The sequence below is a fragment of the Pseudonocardia sp. DSM 110487 genome (assembly GCF_019468565.1).
Classification (GTDB): Bacteria; Actinomycetota; Actinomycetes; order Mycobacteriales; family Pseudonocardiaceae; genus Pseudonocardia.
Genome location: NZ_CP080521.1, coordinates 7,345,720 through 7,362,252 on the forward strand (window position 1 = coordinate 7,345,720; position 16,533 = coordinate 7,362,252).

The 16,533-nt window shown below is 68.9% G+C and carries 17 protein-coding genes; 11 read left to right on the forward strand and 6 right to left on the reverse strand.

What is annotated here, in order from left to right:
- Positions 1-22: 22 nt before the first annotated feature.
- From purU to K1T35_RS34370, 4 genes are all read right to left on the reverse strand, one after another.
- Positions 23-895, reverse strand: coding sequence for a formyltetrahydrofolate deformylase (gene purU, locus K1T35_RS34355; RefSeq protein ID WP_220263030.1), 873 nt, complete (start codon positions 893-895; stop codon positions 23-25).
- Positions 896-1,002: 107 nt separating this feature from the next.
- Positions 1,003-1,866, reverse strand: coding sequence for a methylenetetrahydrofolate reductase (locus K1T35_RS34360; RefSeq protein WP_255621042.1), 864 nt, complete (start codon positions 1,864-1,866; stop codon positions 1,003-1,005).
- Between the two features lie 5 nt (positions 1,867-1,871).
- Positions 1,872-3,230: an aminomethyl transferase family protein gene (locus tag K1T35_RS34365; protein WP_220255912.1), complete on the reverse strand. Its 1,359-nt coding sequence runs from the start codon at positions 3,228-3,230 to the stop codon at positions 1,872-1,874.
- Between the two features lie 163 nt (positions 3,231-3,393).
- Complete coding sequence (locus K1T35_RS34370; RefSeq protein ID WP_220255913.1) at positions 3,394-4,968, reverse strand: FAD-binding oxidoreductase; 1,575 nt, start codon at positions 4,966-4,968, stop codon at positions 3,394-3,396.
- A 460-nt stretch (positions 4,969-5,428) separates the two neighbouring features.
- On the opposite strand from K1T35_RS34370, the gene K1T35_RS34375 reads away from it, so the two are divergent.
- The 9 genes from K1T35_RS34375 to K1T35_RS34415 are packed head-to-tail and all read left to right on the forward strand — an operon-like array spanning position 5,429 to position 12,730.
- Positions 5,429-6,532, forward strand: coding sequence for a cytochrome P450 (locus tag K1T35_RS34375; protein ID WP_220255914.1), 1,104 nt, complete (start codon positions 5,429-5,431; stop codon positions 6,530-6,532).
- Positions 6,520-7,557, forward strand: a complete 1,038-nt coding sequence (locus K1T35_RS34380; RefSeq protein ID WP_255621043.1) for an amidohydrolase family protein — start codon at positions 6,520-6,522, stop codon at positions 7,555-7,557. The genes K1T35_RS34375 and K1T35_RS34380 overlap by 13 nt, the downstream gene beginning before the upstream one ends.
- A gap of 54 nt (positions 7,558-7,611) precedes the next feature.
- Positions 7,612-8,517, forward strand: a complete 906-nt coding sequence (locus K1T35_RS34385) for an ABC transporter substrate-binding protein (protein WP_220255915.1) — start codon at positions 7,612-7,614, stop codon at positions 8,515-8,517.
- Between the two features lie 13 nt (positions 8,518-8,530).
- Positions 8,531-9,190, forward strand: coding sequence for a 4-carboxy-4-hydroxy-2-oxoadipate aldolase/oxaloacetate decarboxylase (locus tag K1T35_RS34390; RefSeq protein WP_304940831.1), 660 nt, complete (start codon positions 8,531-8,533; stop codon positions 9,188-9,190).
- On the forward strand, positions 9,183-9,740 hold the full coding sequence (locus K1T35_RS34395; protein ID WP_220255917.1) for a cupin domain-containing protein: 558 nt from the start codon (positions 9,183-9,185) through the stop codon (positions 9,738-9,740). Before K1T35_RS34390 ends, K1T35_RS34395 begins: the two co-directional genes overlap by 8 nt.
- The gene (locus K1T35_RS34400; RefSeq protein ID WP_220255918.1) at positions 9,737-10,987 is read left to right on the forward strand and encodes an NAD(P)/FAD-dependent oxidoreductase; all 1,251 of its coding nucleotides are present in this window, start codon (positions 9,737-9,739) and stop codon (positions 10,985-10,987) included. Before K1T35_RS34395 ends, K1T35_RS34400 begins: the two co-directional genes overlap by 4 nt.
- A 17-nt stretch (positions 10,988-11,004) precedes the next feature.
- Positions 11,005-11,322 carry a 2Fe-2S iron-sulfur cluster-binding protein gene (locus tag K1T35_RS34405; protein ID WP_220255919.1) on the forward strand — a complete coding sequence of 106 codons (318 nt, stop codon included), beginning with the start codon at positions 11,005-11,007 and terminating at the stop codon, positions 11,320-11,322.
- Positions 11,323-11,364: 42 nt separating this feature from the next.
- On the forward strand, positions 11,365-12,474 hold the full coding sequence (locus K1T35_RS34410; protein WP_220255920.1) for an alcohol dehydrogenase catalytic domain-containing protein: 1,110 nt from the start codon (positions 11,365-11,367) through the stop codon (positions 12,472-12,474).
- Positions 12,443-12,730 (forward strand): hypothetical protein, encoded by a 288-nt coding sequence (locus tag K1T35_RS34415; RefSeq protein ID WP_220255921.1) that lies wholly within the window; start codon positions 12,443-12,445, stop codon positions 12,728-12,730. Before K1T35_RS34410 ends, K1T35_RS34415 begins: the two co-directional genes overlap by 32 nt.
- 116 nt (positions 12,731-12,846) lie before the next feature.
- Here K1T35_RS34415 and K1T35_RS34420 read toward each other — a convergent pair whose 3' ends face one another.
- Both K1T35_RS34420 and K1T35_RS34425 read right to left on the reverse strand, forming a co-directional pair.
- Positions 12,847-13,662, reverse strand: a complete 816-nt coding sequence (locus K1T35_RS34420; protein WP_255621044.1) for a TIM barrel protein — start codon at positions 13,660-13,662, stop codon at positions 12,847-12,849.
- Positions 13,659-14,660, reverse strand: a complete 1,002-nt coding sequence (locus tag K1T35_RS34425; RefSeq protein ID WP_220255922.1) for a Gfo/Idh/MocA family oxidoreductase — start codon at positions 14,658-14,660, stop codon at positions 13,659-13,661. The genes K1T35_RS34420 and K1T35_RS34425 overlap by 4 nt, the downstream gene beginning before the upstream one ends.
- A gap of 77 nt (positions 14,661-14,737) precedes the next feature.
- Between K1T35_RS34425 and K1T35_RS34430 the strand changes: the two genes are divergently transcribed.
- Together K1T35_RS34430 and K1T35_RS34435 are read left to right on the forward strand one after the other, a co-directional pair.
- Positions 14,738-15,802, forward strand: a complete 1,065-nt coding sequence (locus K1T35_RS34430) for a LacI family DNA-binding transcriptional regulator (protein WP_220255923.1) — start codon at positions 14,738-14,740, stop codon at positions 15,800-15,802.
- Positions 15,803-15,864: 62 nt separating this feature from the next.
- On the forward strand, positions 15,865-16,131 hold the full coding sequence (locus tag K1T35_RS34435) for a hypothetical protein (protein ID WP_220255924.1): 267 nt from the start codon (positions 15,865-15,867) through the stop codon (positions 16,129-16,131).
- Positions 16,132-16,533: the final 402 nt, after the last annotated feature.

Sequence of the window (16,533 nt, forward strand, 5' to 3'; positions counted from 1 at the left end):
GATCAGTGCGTCGGGGGCGTCTTCAGAAGACGATCGTGCTATTGCCGTGTCGGACGATGCGGTCCTCGAGTTGCCAGCGCACGGCCCGCGAGAGGACCGCCCGCTCGACGTCAGCCCCGAGCCGGACAACATCGGCCGTGCTGTGGCGATGGTCCACGCGCACGACGTCCTGCTCGATGATCGGGCCCTCATCGAGGGCCTCGGTTACGTAATGAGCGGTCGCACCGACGAGCTTCACGCCCCGTTCCTTCGCCTTCCGATAGGGAGCGGCGCCGATGAATGCCGGCAGGAACGAGTGATGAATATTGATCAACGGACAGCCGACCGCAGTGAGAAAATCCGGTGTGATGATCTGCATGTAGCGGGCGAGGACGACAAGGTCGACGTTGCCTCGCAACATCTCCAGCTGTCGCTCTTCTGCCGTGTCGCGGTCGTCCCGGGTGGCGGGCACGTGGAAGAACGGCACCCCGAAGGGACGGACTTCGTCGGCCAGATCGGGATGGTTGGAGATGACCATCACGACCGACATGTGGAGCTCGCCGCGACGATTGCGCCACAGTAGATCGAGCACGCAGTGGTCGGTCTTCGACACCATGATCGCCACACGCTTGGGCCGAGCGGCCTCCGTGAGCCGGAACTCGATGTCGAAGGGCTCAGCGACTTCGCTCGCGAACGACCGCTCCAGTTCGTCCCGCGCGGCGCCGAGCCCGGGCAGGTGGAACTCGGTGCGCTGAAAGAAGGCGCCCCCCGCATCCTCGGTCGCGTGCTGATCGAGGGTGATGATGTTCGCACCGGCTTCGGTCAGGAAGGTGCTGACCGCCGAGACGATGCCCGGTCGATCCTGGCACTGGATCAGCAGGCGGCCGCGGTCGGGGCTCCCGCTGTGACCGGGCATGGCCGACGGCAGGGCGGTGGCGGTCGTCGTCAACGCCATCATGGGCACCTCCGTGCTGCGCGGTCCGCCCGTGACGGGGTGTCCGGACGGAGACGAGAAGGGACTGTTCAAGCGAGGTTGGCCGTCATCCGGCGGCGCCACGCCTCGGTGGGTGCGAGGTCGTTGAACGTGAAGACGTGAAATCCCACGAGATCGGTGTCGGGCCTGCCGAGGTGCGGGGCGAGGCCTTTGATGATCGCGTTGGGACGGTAGCCACCGGGCAGGAAGAACCGCCACAAGAGGTTCTGCTGCTGCTTGAGGAAATTCACCGATTCGCCGATGCCTAGGTTGCCTGACACCCGCAGCAGCTTCTGTCGGTGCACCACACCCGGCACGCCAACCTGCACGGGAAGCTTGATACCGCGACGTCTGAGTTCCCGGGCCCAGGCCAAGATGACCCGCGGGTCGAACACGATCTGGGTCGTGATGCGGGTGGCCAACGGCGCCTTGTCCACCAGCGCCTGGAACAGCTGGTTGTCCGACGCCTGCGGGTGGCCCTCGGGGTGCCCGGCGATGCCGATGTCTGTGAACCCGTGGTCGAGCTCGTGCAGCGCCGTGAGCAGCGTGAGCGCGTCCGCGAACTCCGTGCGGATGTCCGAGCGGTCACCGCCCACGACGAACACGTCGCGGATGCCAGCCTCCCGGCAGCGGGACACCACCTCGGCCAGGTGCGCCCGGTCGCGCACCTGCTGCGCCGACAGGTGCGGGGCCACCGTGTACCCGTGGCCGGCGAGGGCGACTGCGAGGTCCACGGTCACGTCCTGCCCCTTTGCCGGCGAGGCGGTCACGGTCAGCCGCACGTCCGTGGGCACGTGCGCGAGCACGGCCTCCTCGGTCCGCTTGAACGGGATCACCTCGTAGCCCAGCCGCTGGAACGCCCGTTGCAGCGGGACGTTGGACGCAGCATCTCGGACGGTGATGGGCTGCTCCATCGGCGTCAGGCAATCGGCGTGGTGCTGATGGTGGCCCGGACCCGGGCCTGGACGTGCGACTCGACGGTCGGCTTGGCCGTCCCCGAACCGGTTTCCCCCCAGACGACGGTGACCTCCTTGCCGTCGACCGCATCCACCTCGTCGATCATCCCGAGGGAGGCCCAACCGCCGACATTGACCGTGTAGCCGAGCCAATTGGAGATTCCGACCAGCCGATCTCCATCCAGAACCTGGTCGTACTGCGAGATCGCGTACGCCGAGTAGGGCGCCGCCAGGTACTTGGTGCGCTGCTGGCCGCCGAAGAGGCTGCCCGCGATCACCTGCGTCACGTCCTCGTCGTTCCAGCGGAGCCACACCTTGCGACGGTGCGGCTCGGCCGCCCGCTTCTCCAGGGCGGACCGGCCGCAGAAGTCGTGGTCGTACTTGATCAGGTGGCCGTACCCGAGGTCCCAGGGCGTGACGTAGTAATCCTCGATGTCGTCGGACGCGAAGCTGCCACCGATCGACGCGTTGGCCTCGAACCCGCTGCCGGGCAGCCACTCGCGGTAACTCCGCAGGCCGTCGGCGGTGTAGATGCCGGACACCGGCAGGGCGATCCACGCCGACTCCACCGTCGCCGACCCGTACGCGAGGGATCCGCCGAGCCGGAGCCCGAACTCCTCACCCGCCTCGATCAGGGCTTCCTTCACGGCCGAACCCATCTCCGCGGGACCAGTGATCTCCAACCCGCTGGTCTCCACCCCGGGGACCCCCGACATCGTGTGGTTCAGCGCGCGGACGGTCGTGCCGGCGATGGTGAACTCACCGATGGTGAAGAACTTGATCTTGCCCATGTGCGCCCCGACGGCCTTCTCGACGATCGACTGCGTGAGCGGACCGTTGAGCTGGAACCGGAACAGCCGCCTGCCCTCGGTGTTCTCGAGGATCCAGGGATCCACCGCCACCTCGACGTCGTAGCCGCCTCGCCCGGCCTGGTAGGTGAGCCAGTTCCCGACCGCCGGCGTCCCGACGACGCTGACCTCGTCCTCGGCCCAGCCGAAGAGGATGGCGTCCGCGAGGAAGTTTCCTTCCCCCGTGACGGCCACGTACTGCTTCGCCTTGCCCGGGCCGAACGTCCGGAAGCTGTTGACGCCGTAGTCGCTCAGCAGCCTGAGCACGTCCGGACCCGTGAAGTACGTGTCGGTCATGTGGAACGACTGGTCGAAGAGCACACACGTCTGCGCCCAAGCAGCCTGCTCGTCACGCCAGTTGCTGTACTCGGCCTGGAAGGGGAACGGGTAAGGCCCAACCTGTGCCGTACGCAGGTGAGCGAGAGCGCCTCCCGCCGCGGTGATCTTGTCCTGGAGGCTCGGAATGGACGTCATCGTCTGCTCCTCGTTCGACACGTAGAGAGCTCTTCGGTCGGCCTGAACAGGTCGACCGTCGGAGGGCCCGCGCCGGGCAGGCAGCCTCGATTGCCAAGTCAGTCGGATACCGATATGACTTTCGATACCGGACGGTATGTCACCCTTGAGTCGGCGTCAACGGTCACTTCACCGGAACTCCGCTTTCCTCGCGGTACGCTGCGGGCCAGATGCCGTGTCGGCCAGGCGAAAGGATGCCTTTCGGATCCACGACGCCTTTGAGTTTCTCGACGAAACGCCGGTATGCGTGATTGTTGAAGGAGTAGTGGTCCGCGGCGAGGTCCATGCACTCCAGATGAGGGCGACATTCCCCGTAGCCGAGCGCGCCGGTCGCTACCACCAGTCGCTTCGCCAGGTCGAACGCATTGCGCGCGGCGGAGGGGTCCGTCCGGTCGTAGCGGATACCGATGATCACCGCGCAGGAGCGTTCCCCGGTGACCATGATTCCGGCACCGAAGTTCACGCCTGCGCCCCACATGTGCGTGCGAACCTCCTCGACCGCGTCGCGCACTTGACGGCCCTCGAGGGGCACGATCGGCGCGACATCGATGTGGGCGATGTGATCCGGGGTCTTCTCGATCGCTTTGAGCGTCGGGATGCCGATCATGATCTGATCTGCGGAGTAGACGATCTCGTCGTACTCGTCCGGCCCGTAGGTACGCGGGGCCTCGACCCGCCCGCTCGGGATCTTCGTCCACGCCTGCGTGATACGGCGAAGCTTCACCGCGACGATCTCCGGATCGCCCCACACGCCCGCCCGGACGGCCCACGCGCCGACCCCGGTGCGCTCGCCGATCTCGCGGAGCTCGGCGGGGTCGAGCTGCCGCGACGCGGCAACCGGGAGGTCACGCAACATGTGCGCGGCGCGCAGGGTGGAGAACAGCGCGGGAATGCCCTCGAGGTGGCCGGCAAACCGCAGTTCTCGGAGCGTGTCCACGGCGGCCTCGAGGTCTTCGTCGTCGCCGATCGAGAGCATGACCGGGGCGTACGCCTCGGGCCGGCGCCTGAGCCAGACGCCCATCCTCGTCACGATCCCGAGGTTCGATTGCACGAACAGCGACTCCAGCGACGGCCCGAGGCTGCGCTTGTAGACATGCCATGCCTTGCCGCCCGGAATCGCACCCGCGCCCGTGCGCAGCACGTCCCCGTCGGGGAGCACGACCTCGAACCCGGTCGGGAGCATGTAGTCGGCCCCATAGAACTGGTACGTATGGCCGGCATCCATGGAGTTGCCGACGATCGAGCCCCAGCCGAGGTCGGGACATGGCGTCATCAGGTCATAGCCGGCCGCCTGCACCGCGTCGTACAAGTCGAACCAGGTCACCCCCGGCTCGACTACCGCGTACGCCAGCTCCTCGTTGATCTCCAGGATGCGGTCCATCTTCTGGAAACCGATCTGGATCGACCCGCGCACGCGCGGTGAGGCTCCCCCGTGTCCGAGGTTGCGCCCCTGGCTGTGCGGCCAGACGGGGATCTCGTACCGGTTGGCGATGCGGACAATCTCCTGCACCTGCTCGGTGGACCGGGGCTGCACGACCGCCGCCGCCGCATAGGTCTCGTCCCCAGGGATCCAGTACTCGTCCTTGAACTCGTCGACCTTCGGACGCTCGATGAAGACGGAGTCCTCTCCGACGACCGCCACGAGCCGGCGGACCATCTCGTCCGAGACAGTGGGCAGATCAACAGTGATTTCCCGCATCGTTGTCTCATTTCTCCGGCGACGGGGCGAACCGTCGCGGCGAGTCCGGAGGCTCAGCGCTGTGTCACGGGTTCAACCCAGTGACATACCGATTGGTCTCCGGATCCCGGACGGTATCCCGTGTGGCCGATCGTGTCAACGCACTCGCGCGACCTCGTGCAACGACGGCTCCGAGCCGGCGCAGCGTGCCTCGGGGCGGTCAGCCCTGAGTCGCTCGTAGGACGTACTGGTCGATGTGTTGACACCTGCCGAGCAGTGACATACCGTCCGGTATCCGAAGTCGGATCGGTATCTCAACGGCCGAGTACCCGCCCCTCCGCGCGACCGGAGCCCAGAGGCTGACCGCCGCTCATCGCGTCAGGGGTCGACTCAGAAAGCTAGGTTCACTGTGGAACTGACGGGCGAGAACCTGTACCGGAACCCCTATCCCGTGTATGCGCGCTTGCGCGAGGAAGCTCCGGTGGCTTTCTTCGACGGCACGAAGGAATACCTCGTCACGCGCTTCGAGGACTGCCGCGCCGCGGGGTCGAATGATCGCGTGTTCGGGCCGTCCGGTAGTCCCGACCGGCCGGAGGCGCGGGTCATGGGCATGCCGAACGTGCTGACGATGACCGGTGAGGAGCACACCTCGCTGCGCGAAGGAATCGACGAGAACCTCACCCAGGAGGCGGTCCGCGGCTTCGTCGAGGCGCTGACTCGCCCGGTCGTCGAGGAGTACCTGGCGGAGCTGAGGCCGCGGGGAGAGGCAAACCTCACCGCCGCCCTGTTCGAGCCGATCTCGGTCCGCTGCATCGGAAACGTCATCGGCCTGACCGAGACCCCGAACGAGACCCTTGTCGAGTGGTTCCATGCGATGAGCGCCGGACTGCAGAACGTGAACGACGACCCGGCGGTGTGGAAACGGCTCGACCGGGCCCTGGCCGAGATCGATGAGCAGCTGGGCGTGCTCTACGAGCGGGCGCTGGCCAAGCCGGACCACACCTTGATGAGCCACGTGATGCACGGCGGCACGCCCGAGGGCACGGTGCGCAGCTTCGACGAGGTCATGCCCACGATGAAGGTGATCATTCTCGGTGGGCTCCAGGAGCCCGGCCACGCCGCCGCGAACGCGTGCGCGGGCCTGCTGCTCAATCCCGAGCAGGCGAAGATCGTCGCCACTGACCCGAAGCAACATGCGCTGCGTGCCTTCGACGAGGGCCTGCGCTGGATCGCGCCCATCGGCGTGACCCCCCGCGTCGCCGCCGAGGACGTCGTCGTGGCCGGCACCCAGATCCCTGCCGGCGCCTCGGTCGCCATCGTCATGGCCTCGGCCAACCGGGACCGAAACCGTTTCGACGAACCGGACCGGTTCGACCTGTTCCGCAAGCGGCGCCCGCACCTGTCCTTCGGCTTCCGCCCGCATTTCTGCTCGGGTCATGCCCTCTCGCGGGCAATGGGCCAGATCGCGCTGGAGGAGGTCTTCGGGCAGCTGCCGAACCTGCGGCTTGACCCGAGCCGTGAGGTGAAGGCCAAGGGATGGCGCTTCCGCGGCGTCACGGACCTTCCGGCCACATGGGACGCATGAGCGGACTGGCCATCGACTGCCATGGCCACTTCACGTCCGAGCCACCCGAGTTCCGGGCCTTCCGCGACGCGCAAACCGCCTTCGCCGAAGGGCGCACGCTCGAACGCCCCCTGTACTCCGGCATCGACGACGATGACCTCCGCCCGATCATCGAGCAGAACCAGCTCCGGATGCAGCGCGAGCGAGGCTCCGACCTCACCATCCTGTCCCCGCGTGCATCGGGCATGGGGCACCACGTCCCCGGCCAGGACATCGCGACGGAGTGGGCCCGGCTGTCGAACGACACGATCTGGCGGATCTGTGAGCTGTTCCCGCGGAACTTCGCCGCGGTGTGCCAGCTGCCGCAGACCGTCGACGGGGACCTCGGGCCCGTCATCGCGGAGCTGGAGCGCTGCGTCGACCGCGGCTTCGTCGGGTGCAACCTCAACCCGGACCCCTCGGGTGGGCGGTGGTCGGAGCCGCCGATCTACGACCGCTGGTGGGATCCGCTGTGGGATTCGATGGCCCGGCTCGATGTCCCGGCCATGATCCACGTCTCGGGGTCCTGCGCACGCCCGCTCCACACCACCGGCGCGCACTACATCGCCGCCGATACGGCCGTCTTCATGCAGCTGATCGAAGGCGACCTGTTCGAGCGGCACCCTGACCTGCGGCTGATCATCCCGCACGGAGGCGGTGCGGCTCCCTTCCATTGGGGCCGCTACCGGGGGCTGGCGCTCACGCTGGGCAAACCCCCGCTGTCCGAGCACCTGATGCAGAACCTGTTCTTCGACACCTGCGTCTACCACCAGGCGGGCATCGACACGCTGTTCGCGGTGATCGACCCGAAGAACCTGCTCTTCGGCTCCGAGCTCCTCGGCGCGGTGCGCGCCGTGGACCCGGAGACCGGGCACCACTTCGACGACACCAAGCGCTACATCGACGCGCTCGGCCTCGACGACAAGACCCGGCACACCGTCTTCGAGGGCAACGCCCGCCGGGTCTACCCGCGGCTCGATGCACAACTTGTCGCGCAAGGGCGCTGAAAAAGGGCCTGAAAAAAGGGCGCTGAACCACCCGACTTCCTGGAGTTGCACACGATGAACGTGACAGAAGTACGCCTCGCCGGCGGCGCCCAGGGCTTCAACTGGCTCCCGGTCTTCGTCGCCGAGGACAAGGGCCTGTTCGACAAGCACGGCCTGAAGATCGACTACATGCGGTTGGGCTCGGTCGACAAGGCCACCTCGGCCGTGCGCGACGGCACCGCCGACCTGGCGATCACCCCGCCGGAAGGCGCGGTCTCCGACTACATCTCCGGCGGCGGGCTGCGGATCATCGCAGCCAACTCGCTGCGCCTTCCGATGTCACTGGTCGCACGTCCCGAGATCGGAAGCATCGCCGAGCTGCGCGGCAAGCGGATCGGCACCTCCTCGCTCACCGAGGGCACGGCGATCTACACGCAGGCCATGCTGCAGCCCGAAGGTCTGTCCCACCCGGGGGACTACGAGTTCGTCCTCGCCGGCGTGCACACGACCAGGTGGGCGGCCCTTCAGAGGGACGAGATCGACTGCGCTCCCCAACCCGCACCGTGGAACTTCCTGGCCGAACGCCACGGGTACCGCCTCATCGGCGAAGTCAACGACGTGATTCCGGAGGTCGTCTTCGCCGCGATCATCGGCACCGGCGCCTGGACCTCGCAGAACCGGGATACGGTGCAGCGCCTGGTCGCCGCGCTGGCCGAGGCCCACGACATCGTCAACGACCCGGCCAACGACGCCGTCACGCTGCCGATCTACCAGCGGATCGCCACGCCCGACGAGCCGGAGCTGGCCGCGAAGGGCCTGGCCTACACGCGGGACATGGGCATGTGGCCACAGGGGCTGGTGGTCGCACCGGCGGCATTGGAGGCCACGACGGACCTGATGGTGCGCGCCGGGCTCCTTGCACCGGAGCTGCGCGCCACGGCGGCAGGTGTCCTCGACCCGAGCTTCGTTCCGGCCGGCTGACATGGCACGTGTGGTGACGACGACCGCGCGCACCGACGCGGTCATCTGCGACGGCTTCGCCGAACTCGGCGTGGCGACCACTCATGAGGCGCAGCGCCGGACCGGGCTCCTCAGCTCGCGACTGCGCCCGCGGCAGTCCGGTAGGGCTGTCGCCGGACCTGCGTTGACCTGCGAGGTGCCCCCGGGCGACAACTGGATGATTCATGTCGCGCTCGAGCAGGCACGGCCGGGCGACATCCTCGTCGTGAGCCCGACCTCGCCCTGCGACGACGGCTACTTCGGCGACCTGCTCGCCACATCGGCGATGGCCCGAGGCATCCGGGGGCTCGTCATCGACGCGGGGGTGCGCGACATCGCTGAGCTGCGCGCGATGGACTTCCCCGTCTGGAGCAAGACCATCAGCGCGCAGGGAACCGTCAAGGAGACCCTCGCCGACGTGCAGGTCCCCATCGTCTGCGCCGACGCCTTGATCACCCCGGGCGACGTGATCGTCGCCGACGACGACGGCGTCTGCGTGGTGCGGCAAGACGCCGCGGCCGCGGTGCTCGACAAAGCCCGCAGGCGCGCCGAGATGGAGGCCGGCAAACGCAAGCTCTACGCGGACGGCCGGCTCAGCCTCGACGTCAACAACATTCGTGCCCTTCTGCAGGAGAAGGGATTGACCTATGAGTAGGTTCGCTCCCCCGGACGTGCCCCGCCGCGTGATCACTGGGCTCAAGGACGGCAAGTCCGTCTTCGTCAGTGACGGCCCCGTCCCGAACGCGCATCACTACACCTGCATCCCGGGCATGATGACCTCGGTCATCTATGCCACGGCGGCACCGGCGCCATTGGTGCACGACGAGAGCGAGACAGCGCCGCCGGGACTCCATGTGCCGCCGGCTCCGGGCGAAACCCGCCTCATGATCGTCACCTTCCCGCCCGACTCGTCGTTCGCCCGTCCCGAATTCGACCCGGCCGCTGCCGATGCCGAGCAGCGGGAGTTCATCCCCGGCCTGGCCGAGCTGTTCGAGGCCGACGAGCCCGGGATGCACCGGACCGACACCGTCGACTATGACATCGTCCTCGACGGCGAGATCTGGCTGGAACTCGACGACGGGGCGACGACGCACCTGTGCACCGGCGACGTCGCGATCCAGCGCGGTACCCGGCACGCATGGCGGAACAAGGGCGACCGCACCGCGACGATGTGCTTCGTCCTGATCGGCGGTGCTCCCCGATGACGCTGGGCTACTCCAGAACCGAGCACTTCGACTGCCTGATCGTCGGCGCCGGGCACGCCGGAGCGGAGACCGCGATCGCACTGCGGCAGGCGGGATACGCGGGAAGCATCGGAATTCTCGGCGACGAGCCGGTCCCCCCGTACGAGCGTCCCGCAATGTCGAAGGAGTACCTGGCCGGCAAGAAGGACTTCGACCAACTTCTCCTGCGCCCACCGGAATTCTGGTCGGAGCACGACGTGACGCTGCGATTCCGCCGGCGCGTGATCACCGTCGACGCCGAGAAGCACGCGGTCACTTGTCACGATGGCACCACCGTCGGCTACGGGGTCCTCGTCTGGGCCGCCGGCGGCAACCCACGCACCCTCGACTGCCCCGGACACGACCTGGCCGGCATCCACACCATCCGCAACAAAGCCGACTGCGACCGGCTCATGAATGTCCTCCCACACAGCCGGCGCATCGCAGTGATCGGTGGCGGCTACGTCGGGCTCGAGGCGGCGGCCGTCCTCAGCGAACTGGGCAAAGAAGTCACGGTCGTCGAAACCCTCGACCGCGTCCTCGCCCGCGTCGCCGCCGAACCCGTATCCCGGTTCTACGAGGCCGAGCACCGCGCCCACGGCGTGGCGCTGCACACCGGTACCGGGGTCACCGAGCTCCTGGGACAGGCCGGCGCTATCACCGGCGTGCGCCTCACCGACGACACGTTGATCACCGCAGATCAAGTAATTATCGGAATCGGCATCCAGCCCGCGATCCAGCCATTGCTCCACGCCGGGGCGGAGGCGGCGCCACGCGCAGCCGGTGTCCTCGTCGACGACCTCTGCCGCACGACGTTGCCGGACGTCTATTGCATCGGTGACTGCGCGATCATCAGGGGCGGTCCCGGCGTTCGCATCGAGTCCCGGCACAACGCATGCGAACAGGCACGCACCGCCGGGAAGGCCATCAGCGGGCACCCAGAGCCGCTGCGGCTCGTCCCCTGGTTCTGGTCGAACCAATACGGTCTGCGGCTCCAGACGGTCGGGCTGAGCCTCGGCCACGACCACACCGTCCTCCGCGGCAACCCCGGAAAACGAAGCTTCTCGCTCATCTACCTGCGCGACGGCGCGGTCATCGCCCTGGACTGCATCAACGCGACCCGGGACTACGTCCAGGGCCGCAAGCTCGTCGAAACCGGCGCGCGCATCGACCCCGCACTCCTGGCCGACGACCGGACACCACTGAAGAAGATCGCCGCGGCGGCGTGACCGAGGAATGAGAACCCATGAAACTCACTGTCACGACTCGGGATGGTGTAGCCCGCACGGTCGAAGGCCGCGCCGGCCTGTCGCTGATGCAGAACATCCGCAACGCCGGCGTGGACGAACTGCAGGCGATCTGCGGAGGCTCGCTCTCCTGCGCGACCTGCCATGTCTACGTCGAGAGCCTTCCCGCAGGCGCGGAGCTGCCCCCCAAGTCATTCGACGAAGAGGACCTCCTCGAGGCCTCCGACCACGTCGACGCCAATTCCAGGCTGTCCTGCCAGCTGGTCTTCGAGCCGGACCTCGACGGCGTGTGCGTGACGGTCGCACCTGAGGACTGACAGACACCCCTCTGGACCAATCCCATCCCAGAAGAAGGAATCATGGCCAAACTGATGCGCGCCGCGCGGATGCACGCGGTCGGCGACAAGATGCTGATCGAGACCGTCGAACGCCCGACCGCCGCCGGCACGGACGTCGTGGTCGCCGTGAAGGCCTGCGGCATGGTGCCCAACCTGGCCAATGTGCTCGCCAACTGGGAAACGTGGTACCCCCAGATGCCCCTTCCGCCGCGCCCGGCCATCTTCGGGCTCGATCCCGTCGGTATCGTGCACGAGGTCGGCGACCTCGTCGTGAACGCCACACCCGGCGACCGAGTCTACGTGAACCCCGGCCGATCCTGCGGAGCCTGCCACGCCTGCGCATCCGGCACACCGCAGAAATGCGACTACTGGACGCTGAACGGCTACTTCGGCTACAACCCGAGCAGCCTGGAGATGTTCAAGCGCTACCCGCACGGCGGCTTTTGCGAGTACATGCGCGCCCCGCAAAGCGCCCTGGTGAAACTCCCCGACAACCTTGAGTTTCGACAAGCAACCAGGCTGGGCTACCTCGGCACCTCCTACGCCGCGGTCAAGAAGTTGGGCCCCCTCGCGGGCAAGTCGCTGATCATCCACGGCGCAACCGGAACACTCGGTGTCGGCGCCACCCTCGTCGCCCTGGCACTCGGCGTATCCCGCATCTTCGCCATCGCACGAGGCCTTCCCCTGCTGGAGCGCCTGCAGGCGCTCGCGCCGAACCGGATCAAGATCTTCTCGAACCGCGAAGGCAGCACGGCCGCCTGGGTGAAGTCACTGACGGAAGCCCGCGGCGCCGACTTCATGATCGACACTCTCGGGGCCGTCGCTTCGCTCGACTCGTTCAAGGACGCAATGCACGGGGTCCGCCGCGGCGGCAAGATCGTCAATATCGGCGGGACAGCCGGTGAGCTCGGCGTCGACGTGAAGTGGTGGATGGACGAGCAGATGGAGCTCGCCGGGTCCGTCTGGTCCACCACCGCCGAGGGGATCGAACTGGCCGGAATGGTGGGCAGCGGCGTGCTCGATATTTCGGTGCTCCAGCCCAAGAGCTGGCCGCTCGACGAGGTCAACGACGCGATCTCGGGGGTCTCCAGCGGCGAAGGTGGGTTCACGAGCTACCTCGTCGAAATCTGAGATCAGCAACGCCGACCCGGCGCTCGCGTTCGAGGTCGCGCGGTCGCACGACGATCCCGTCATCGTCGCTGGTCACCTCGTCACCGGCGTTGACGGTGATCCCCCCGAAGCTCACGAGCACGTCGGTCTCCTCGTGCTCGACGAACACCAGATGGCCGATGACGGCGTCATCGGGACCGCCGTCGAGTCGCAGGATCTTTGCAGCGTCGTCACGGGCGTCTGCCCCGAAGCAGCCGCCGCCGTCGTAAAGAGGTGATCGACGCCGAGGAGCGGCTGCGGCTGTTGCTGGCCTACGCGCGCGAGTTCGTCGCGCCCCGCCGCCCCTGCAGGTTATCGGCAGGTTGCCGCGCGGTCCCGAAGAGGTGCGTGAGTTCACCCCTCCAGCGGGGAGGTGGACGACGTCCCTGCCGGAGGGGCGAACGCGGTGCGGAAGCGTTCGAGGGCCCGGGTCGGGTCGCCCGACGCCCAACCTTCGAGCCCGACCACACCCGCGTAGCCGAGGCGGTCCAGGGTTGCGGCGATCGCGGGGTAGTGGATCTCGCCGGTGCCGGGTTCGCAGCGGCCGGGAACGTCGGCGACCTGGATCTCCCCGACGACCGGCAGCGCGCGCTCGACGAGCTGCACGAGGTTTCCCTCGCCGATCTGGGCGTGGTAGAGGTCGAGGTTGAGCCGCAGGTGCGGGCTGTCGACGGCCTCGACGAGCGCGAGCGCGTCGGCGGCACCGGCGAACGGCACGCCGGGGTGGTCGACCGTGGTGTTGAGGTTCTCGAGGGTGAACACGCGCCCGGCGCGTTCCCCGAGCTCGGCGAGGCGGGTCAGCGTCCGCGCGGCGGTCAGCCACATCTGCGGCGTGACGACCTGCGAGGCCGCCACGGGCAGGCCGCGGTCGTCGAGGCCGGTTCCGTGCACGTTGAGGCGTGGACAGTCGAGCTCGTCGGCGACCCGGAGCGACTCCTCCGCCGTGCGCAGCAGCTCCTCGGCTCCGTCGGGATCGGCGAGGGTGCCCCGGACGTAGCCGGTCATCGAGGAGAACGTCGCCCCGGTCCCGGCGAGCGCGGCGACGTCCTTCGCCGTCCAGTCCCAGATCTCGACCTCGAACCCGAGATCGGCGATGCGGCGCACCCGCTCCTCGAACGGCAGGTCGAGGAACAGCATCTCCGCGGACGCCGCGAGGCGGAATCCGCTCACTTCCCGACCTCCTCGATCCGGACCGGGCGTCCCGCGCGCACCGACTGGGCCGCGGCCAGCGCGATCGCCAGCGCCGCACGCGCGTCCTCCCCGCCCACCGGCGCCGGTGTCCCGTCGCGGACGGCGTCGACGAACGCGGCGAGCTCTGCGACGTAGGCGCCCGCGAGGAGCTCCTGGTCGCTGCGGGCGGTCTCCACGATCCGGCCTTCTGCACCGGAGAAGACCGTCCCGGAGCGGCGCCCGTCGCCCATGGTGGCCATGCCGCCGGAGCCGAACACCTCGCCGCGTACGTCGTAGCCGTAGGCGGCCTCGAAGCACGCCTCGGCGACACCGGTGGCGCCGTTGTCGAACCGCACCACGACCACTGCGGTGTCGAGGAGCCCGCGTTCGCGCCACTCGGGCTCGACCAGCGCGTCCGCGGTGGCGTACACCTCGACGGCCTCCGCGCCCGGGTTGAGGAACCGCAGTGCGTCGAAGTCGTGGATCAGGGTCTCTTTGAAGATCGTGTCCGGCGGCACCCGGGAGGGGTCGAACCCGCCGGGGTCGCGGGTGACCGAGCGCAGCACGCGCGGGGTGCCCAGCCGGCCGTCGTCGAGCAGCGCGCGGCCGGCCTGCCAGTCCGGGGCGAAGCGCCGGTTGAACCCGACCTGGAGCAGAACGCCTGCGGCGCGGGCGGCGTCGATGGCCCGGTCGGCGTCGGGCAGCGAGAGCGCCATCGGCTTCTCGCAGAACACGGCCTTGCCCGCCCTTGCCGCGGCCACCACCAGGTCGGCGTGGAAGCGGGCGGGCGCCGCGATCACCACCGCGTCGACGGCCGGGTCCGCGAACGCCTCCGCCGGATCGGTGTATGCGCGATCCGCGCCCAGGCGCTCCGCGATCCCGGGCGCCGGGTCGGCCACGGCCACGAGCCGCGCCCCCGGGATCCGGCGCGCGAGCGACCTGCCGTGGAACGCCCCCATCCGGCCGGCCCCGACCAGGGCCACCCCGATCTCGTCCATCCGCTCCTCCTCGAGCCTAGAACGTTCTAGATGGACTAGCCTAGAACGTTCTAGGCATAGATCGGTAGGGTGCGGACGTGACAGAGCGCGCCCGGCGGCCCACCCTCGCCGACGTCGCCGCCCGTGCGGGGGTGTCCGTCGCACTGGTCTCGATCGTGATCCGTGGCGCCCCGGGTGCGAGCGCGGCGTCCCGGCAGCGGGTGCTGCAGGCCGCCGACGAGCTGGGCTACCGCCCCGACACCCGCGCCCGGTTGCTGCGCAGCAGCCGCAGCCGGCTGCTCGGCGTCGTGTTCGGCGTCCACCACGCCTTCCACGGCGACCTCGTCACCGGCCTCTACACCGCGGCCGACCGCGCCGGCTACGAGCTCGCGCTGAGCGCGGTCACCCCGCAGCGCGACGAGGGGCGCGCCGTGGCGAGCCTGATGCAGGACCGCTGCGAGGCGCTCGTCCTGCTCGGCCCGCACGCGCCCACCGCGCAGCTCGCCGAGCTCGCAGGCCGCCTGCCCGTCGTGGTCGTGGCCCGGGCGGCACGCCACCGCGCCCTCGACGTCGTGCGCACCGCCGACGGTCTGGGGCTGCACCAGGCCGTGGACCACCTCGTCGCGCTCGGCCACCGCCGGATCACCCACGTCGACGGCGGGCGGGCCCCGGGCGCCGCCGACCGCCGTCGCGGTTACCGCGACGCCATGCTCCGCCACGGCCTCGATGCCGAGATCCGGCTCCTGCCCGGCGGGCTCACCGAGGAGGAGGGTGCCGCGGCCGCCCGCGCCCTGCTCGACCTCGATCCACGGCCCAGCGCCGTGACCGTGTTCAACGACCGCTGCGCCCTCGGCGTGCTGGACGTGCTGCAGCGCGCCGGCCTGGCCGTGCCCGGGGACGTCAGCGTGGTCGGCTACGACGACAGCCGGCTCGCCCGCTTGTCGCACGTCAACCTGACGACAATCGCCCAGGACACCGAGCAGATCACCACGCTCGCCGTCACGCGTGCCGTGGACCGGCTGGACGGGACGCCGGTCACCGAGCGGGAGCTGATCGTCGCGCCCCGACTGGTCGTCCGCGCCACCACCGCCCCCGGACCGGGTCGTCAGCCGGACGGTGTGGTCGGGGCCGAGGTCCGGGACGTGTCGCGCACGGCCAGGTAGACGGCGCACACCGCAAGGGTGCGCTCGACGTCGTCGATGACGGGTGCGAAGAACTGCTTGCGGTGGTCGGCATCGGTCATCGAGGTGATCGCGAAGTACATGCTGCCGAACGCCGCGACCTCGCGCGCCCCGCGGGGATGTCGATCTCCGGGGTACGCACCTCCTATGGCCAGGACGAAATCCGCGAAGTTGCCCGAGTTCGACGGCCCGCCCCCGAGGATCCCGTCGCCGACCTGGCGGGAGCCACGTTCACCGTGCTGCGCTACCGCTGGGACGGCACCACCCGCGCGGACGGCGCTCGCCCGTTCTACCTGGACTCGTCGAGGTAGTCGTCATGGCTGCGGCACGCCGCGGGCTGCCCAGGCTCAGCCCAGACTGCTGGACAGGGTGAAGACGAGGCTGCGGTTCAAGGTGCCGCGGCGCCGGTCGTAGTGGCGGGTCGTACGAGGGTCGCGGTGCCCAGCCAGGTCCTGCACACAGATCCTCGCCCGCCTCGAGCGCGAGGGTGATCGCAGTGTGGCGCAGCGAGTGCGGCGACAGCCTCGCCCAGAACGGAAGCCCCGCGGCGCGCGAGGAGTGGTTCGCCCGACGGGCCAGCCAGTCCAGGGAGCGGGCCGCGCCGAACCGCGAGTTCGCGGCCGAGGTGCGCCGACGCGCTTCCTCCGTGGCAATGGCTGACCTGGCAGAGCGGTACCAATCCGAGGTGTGCAAACGATCTACGCCGTTTCGCG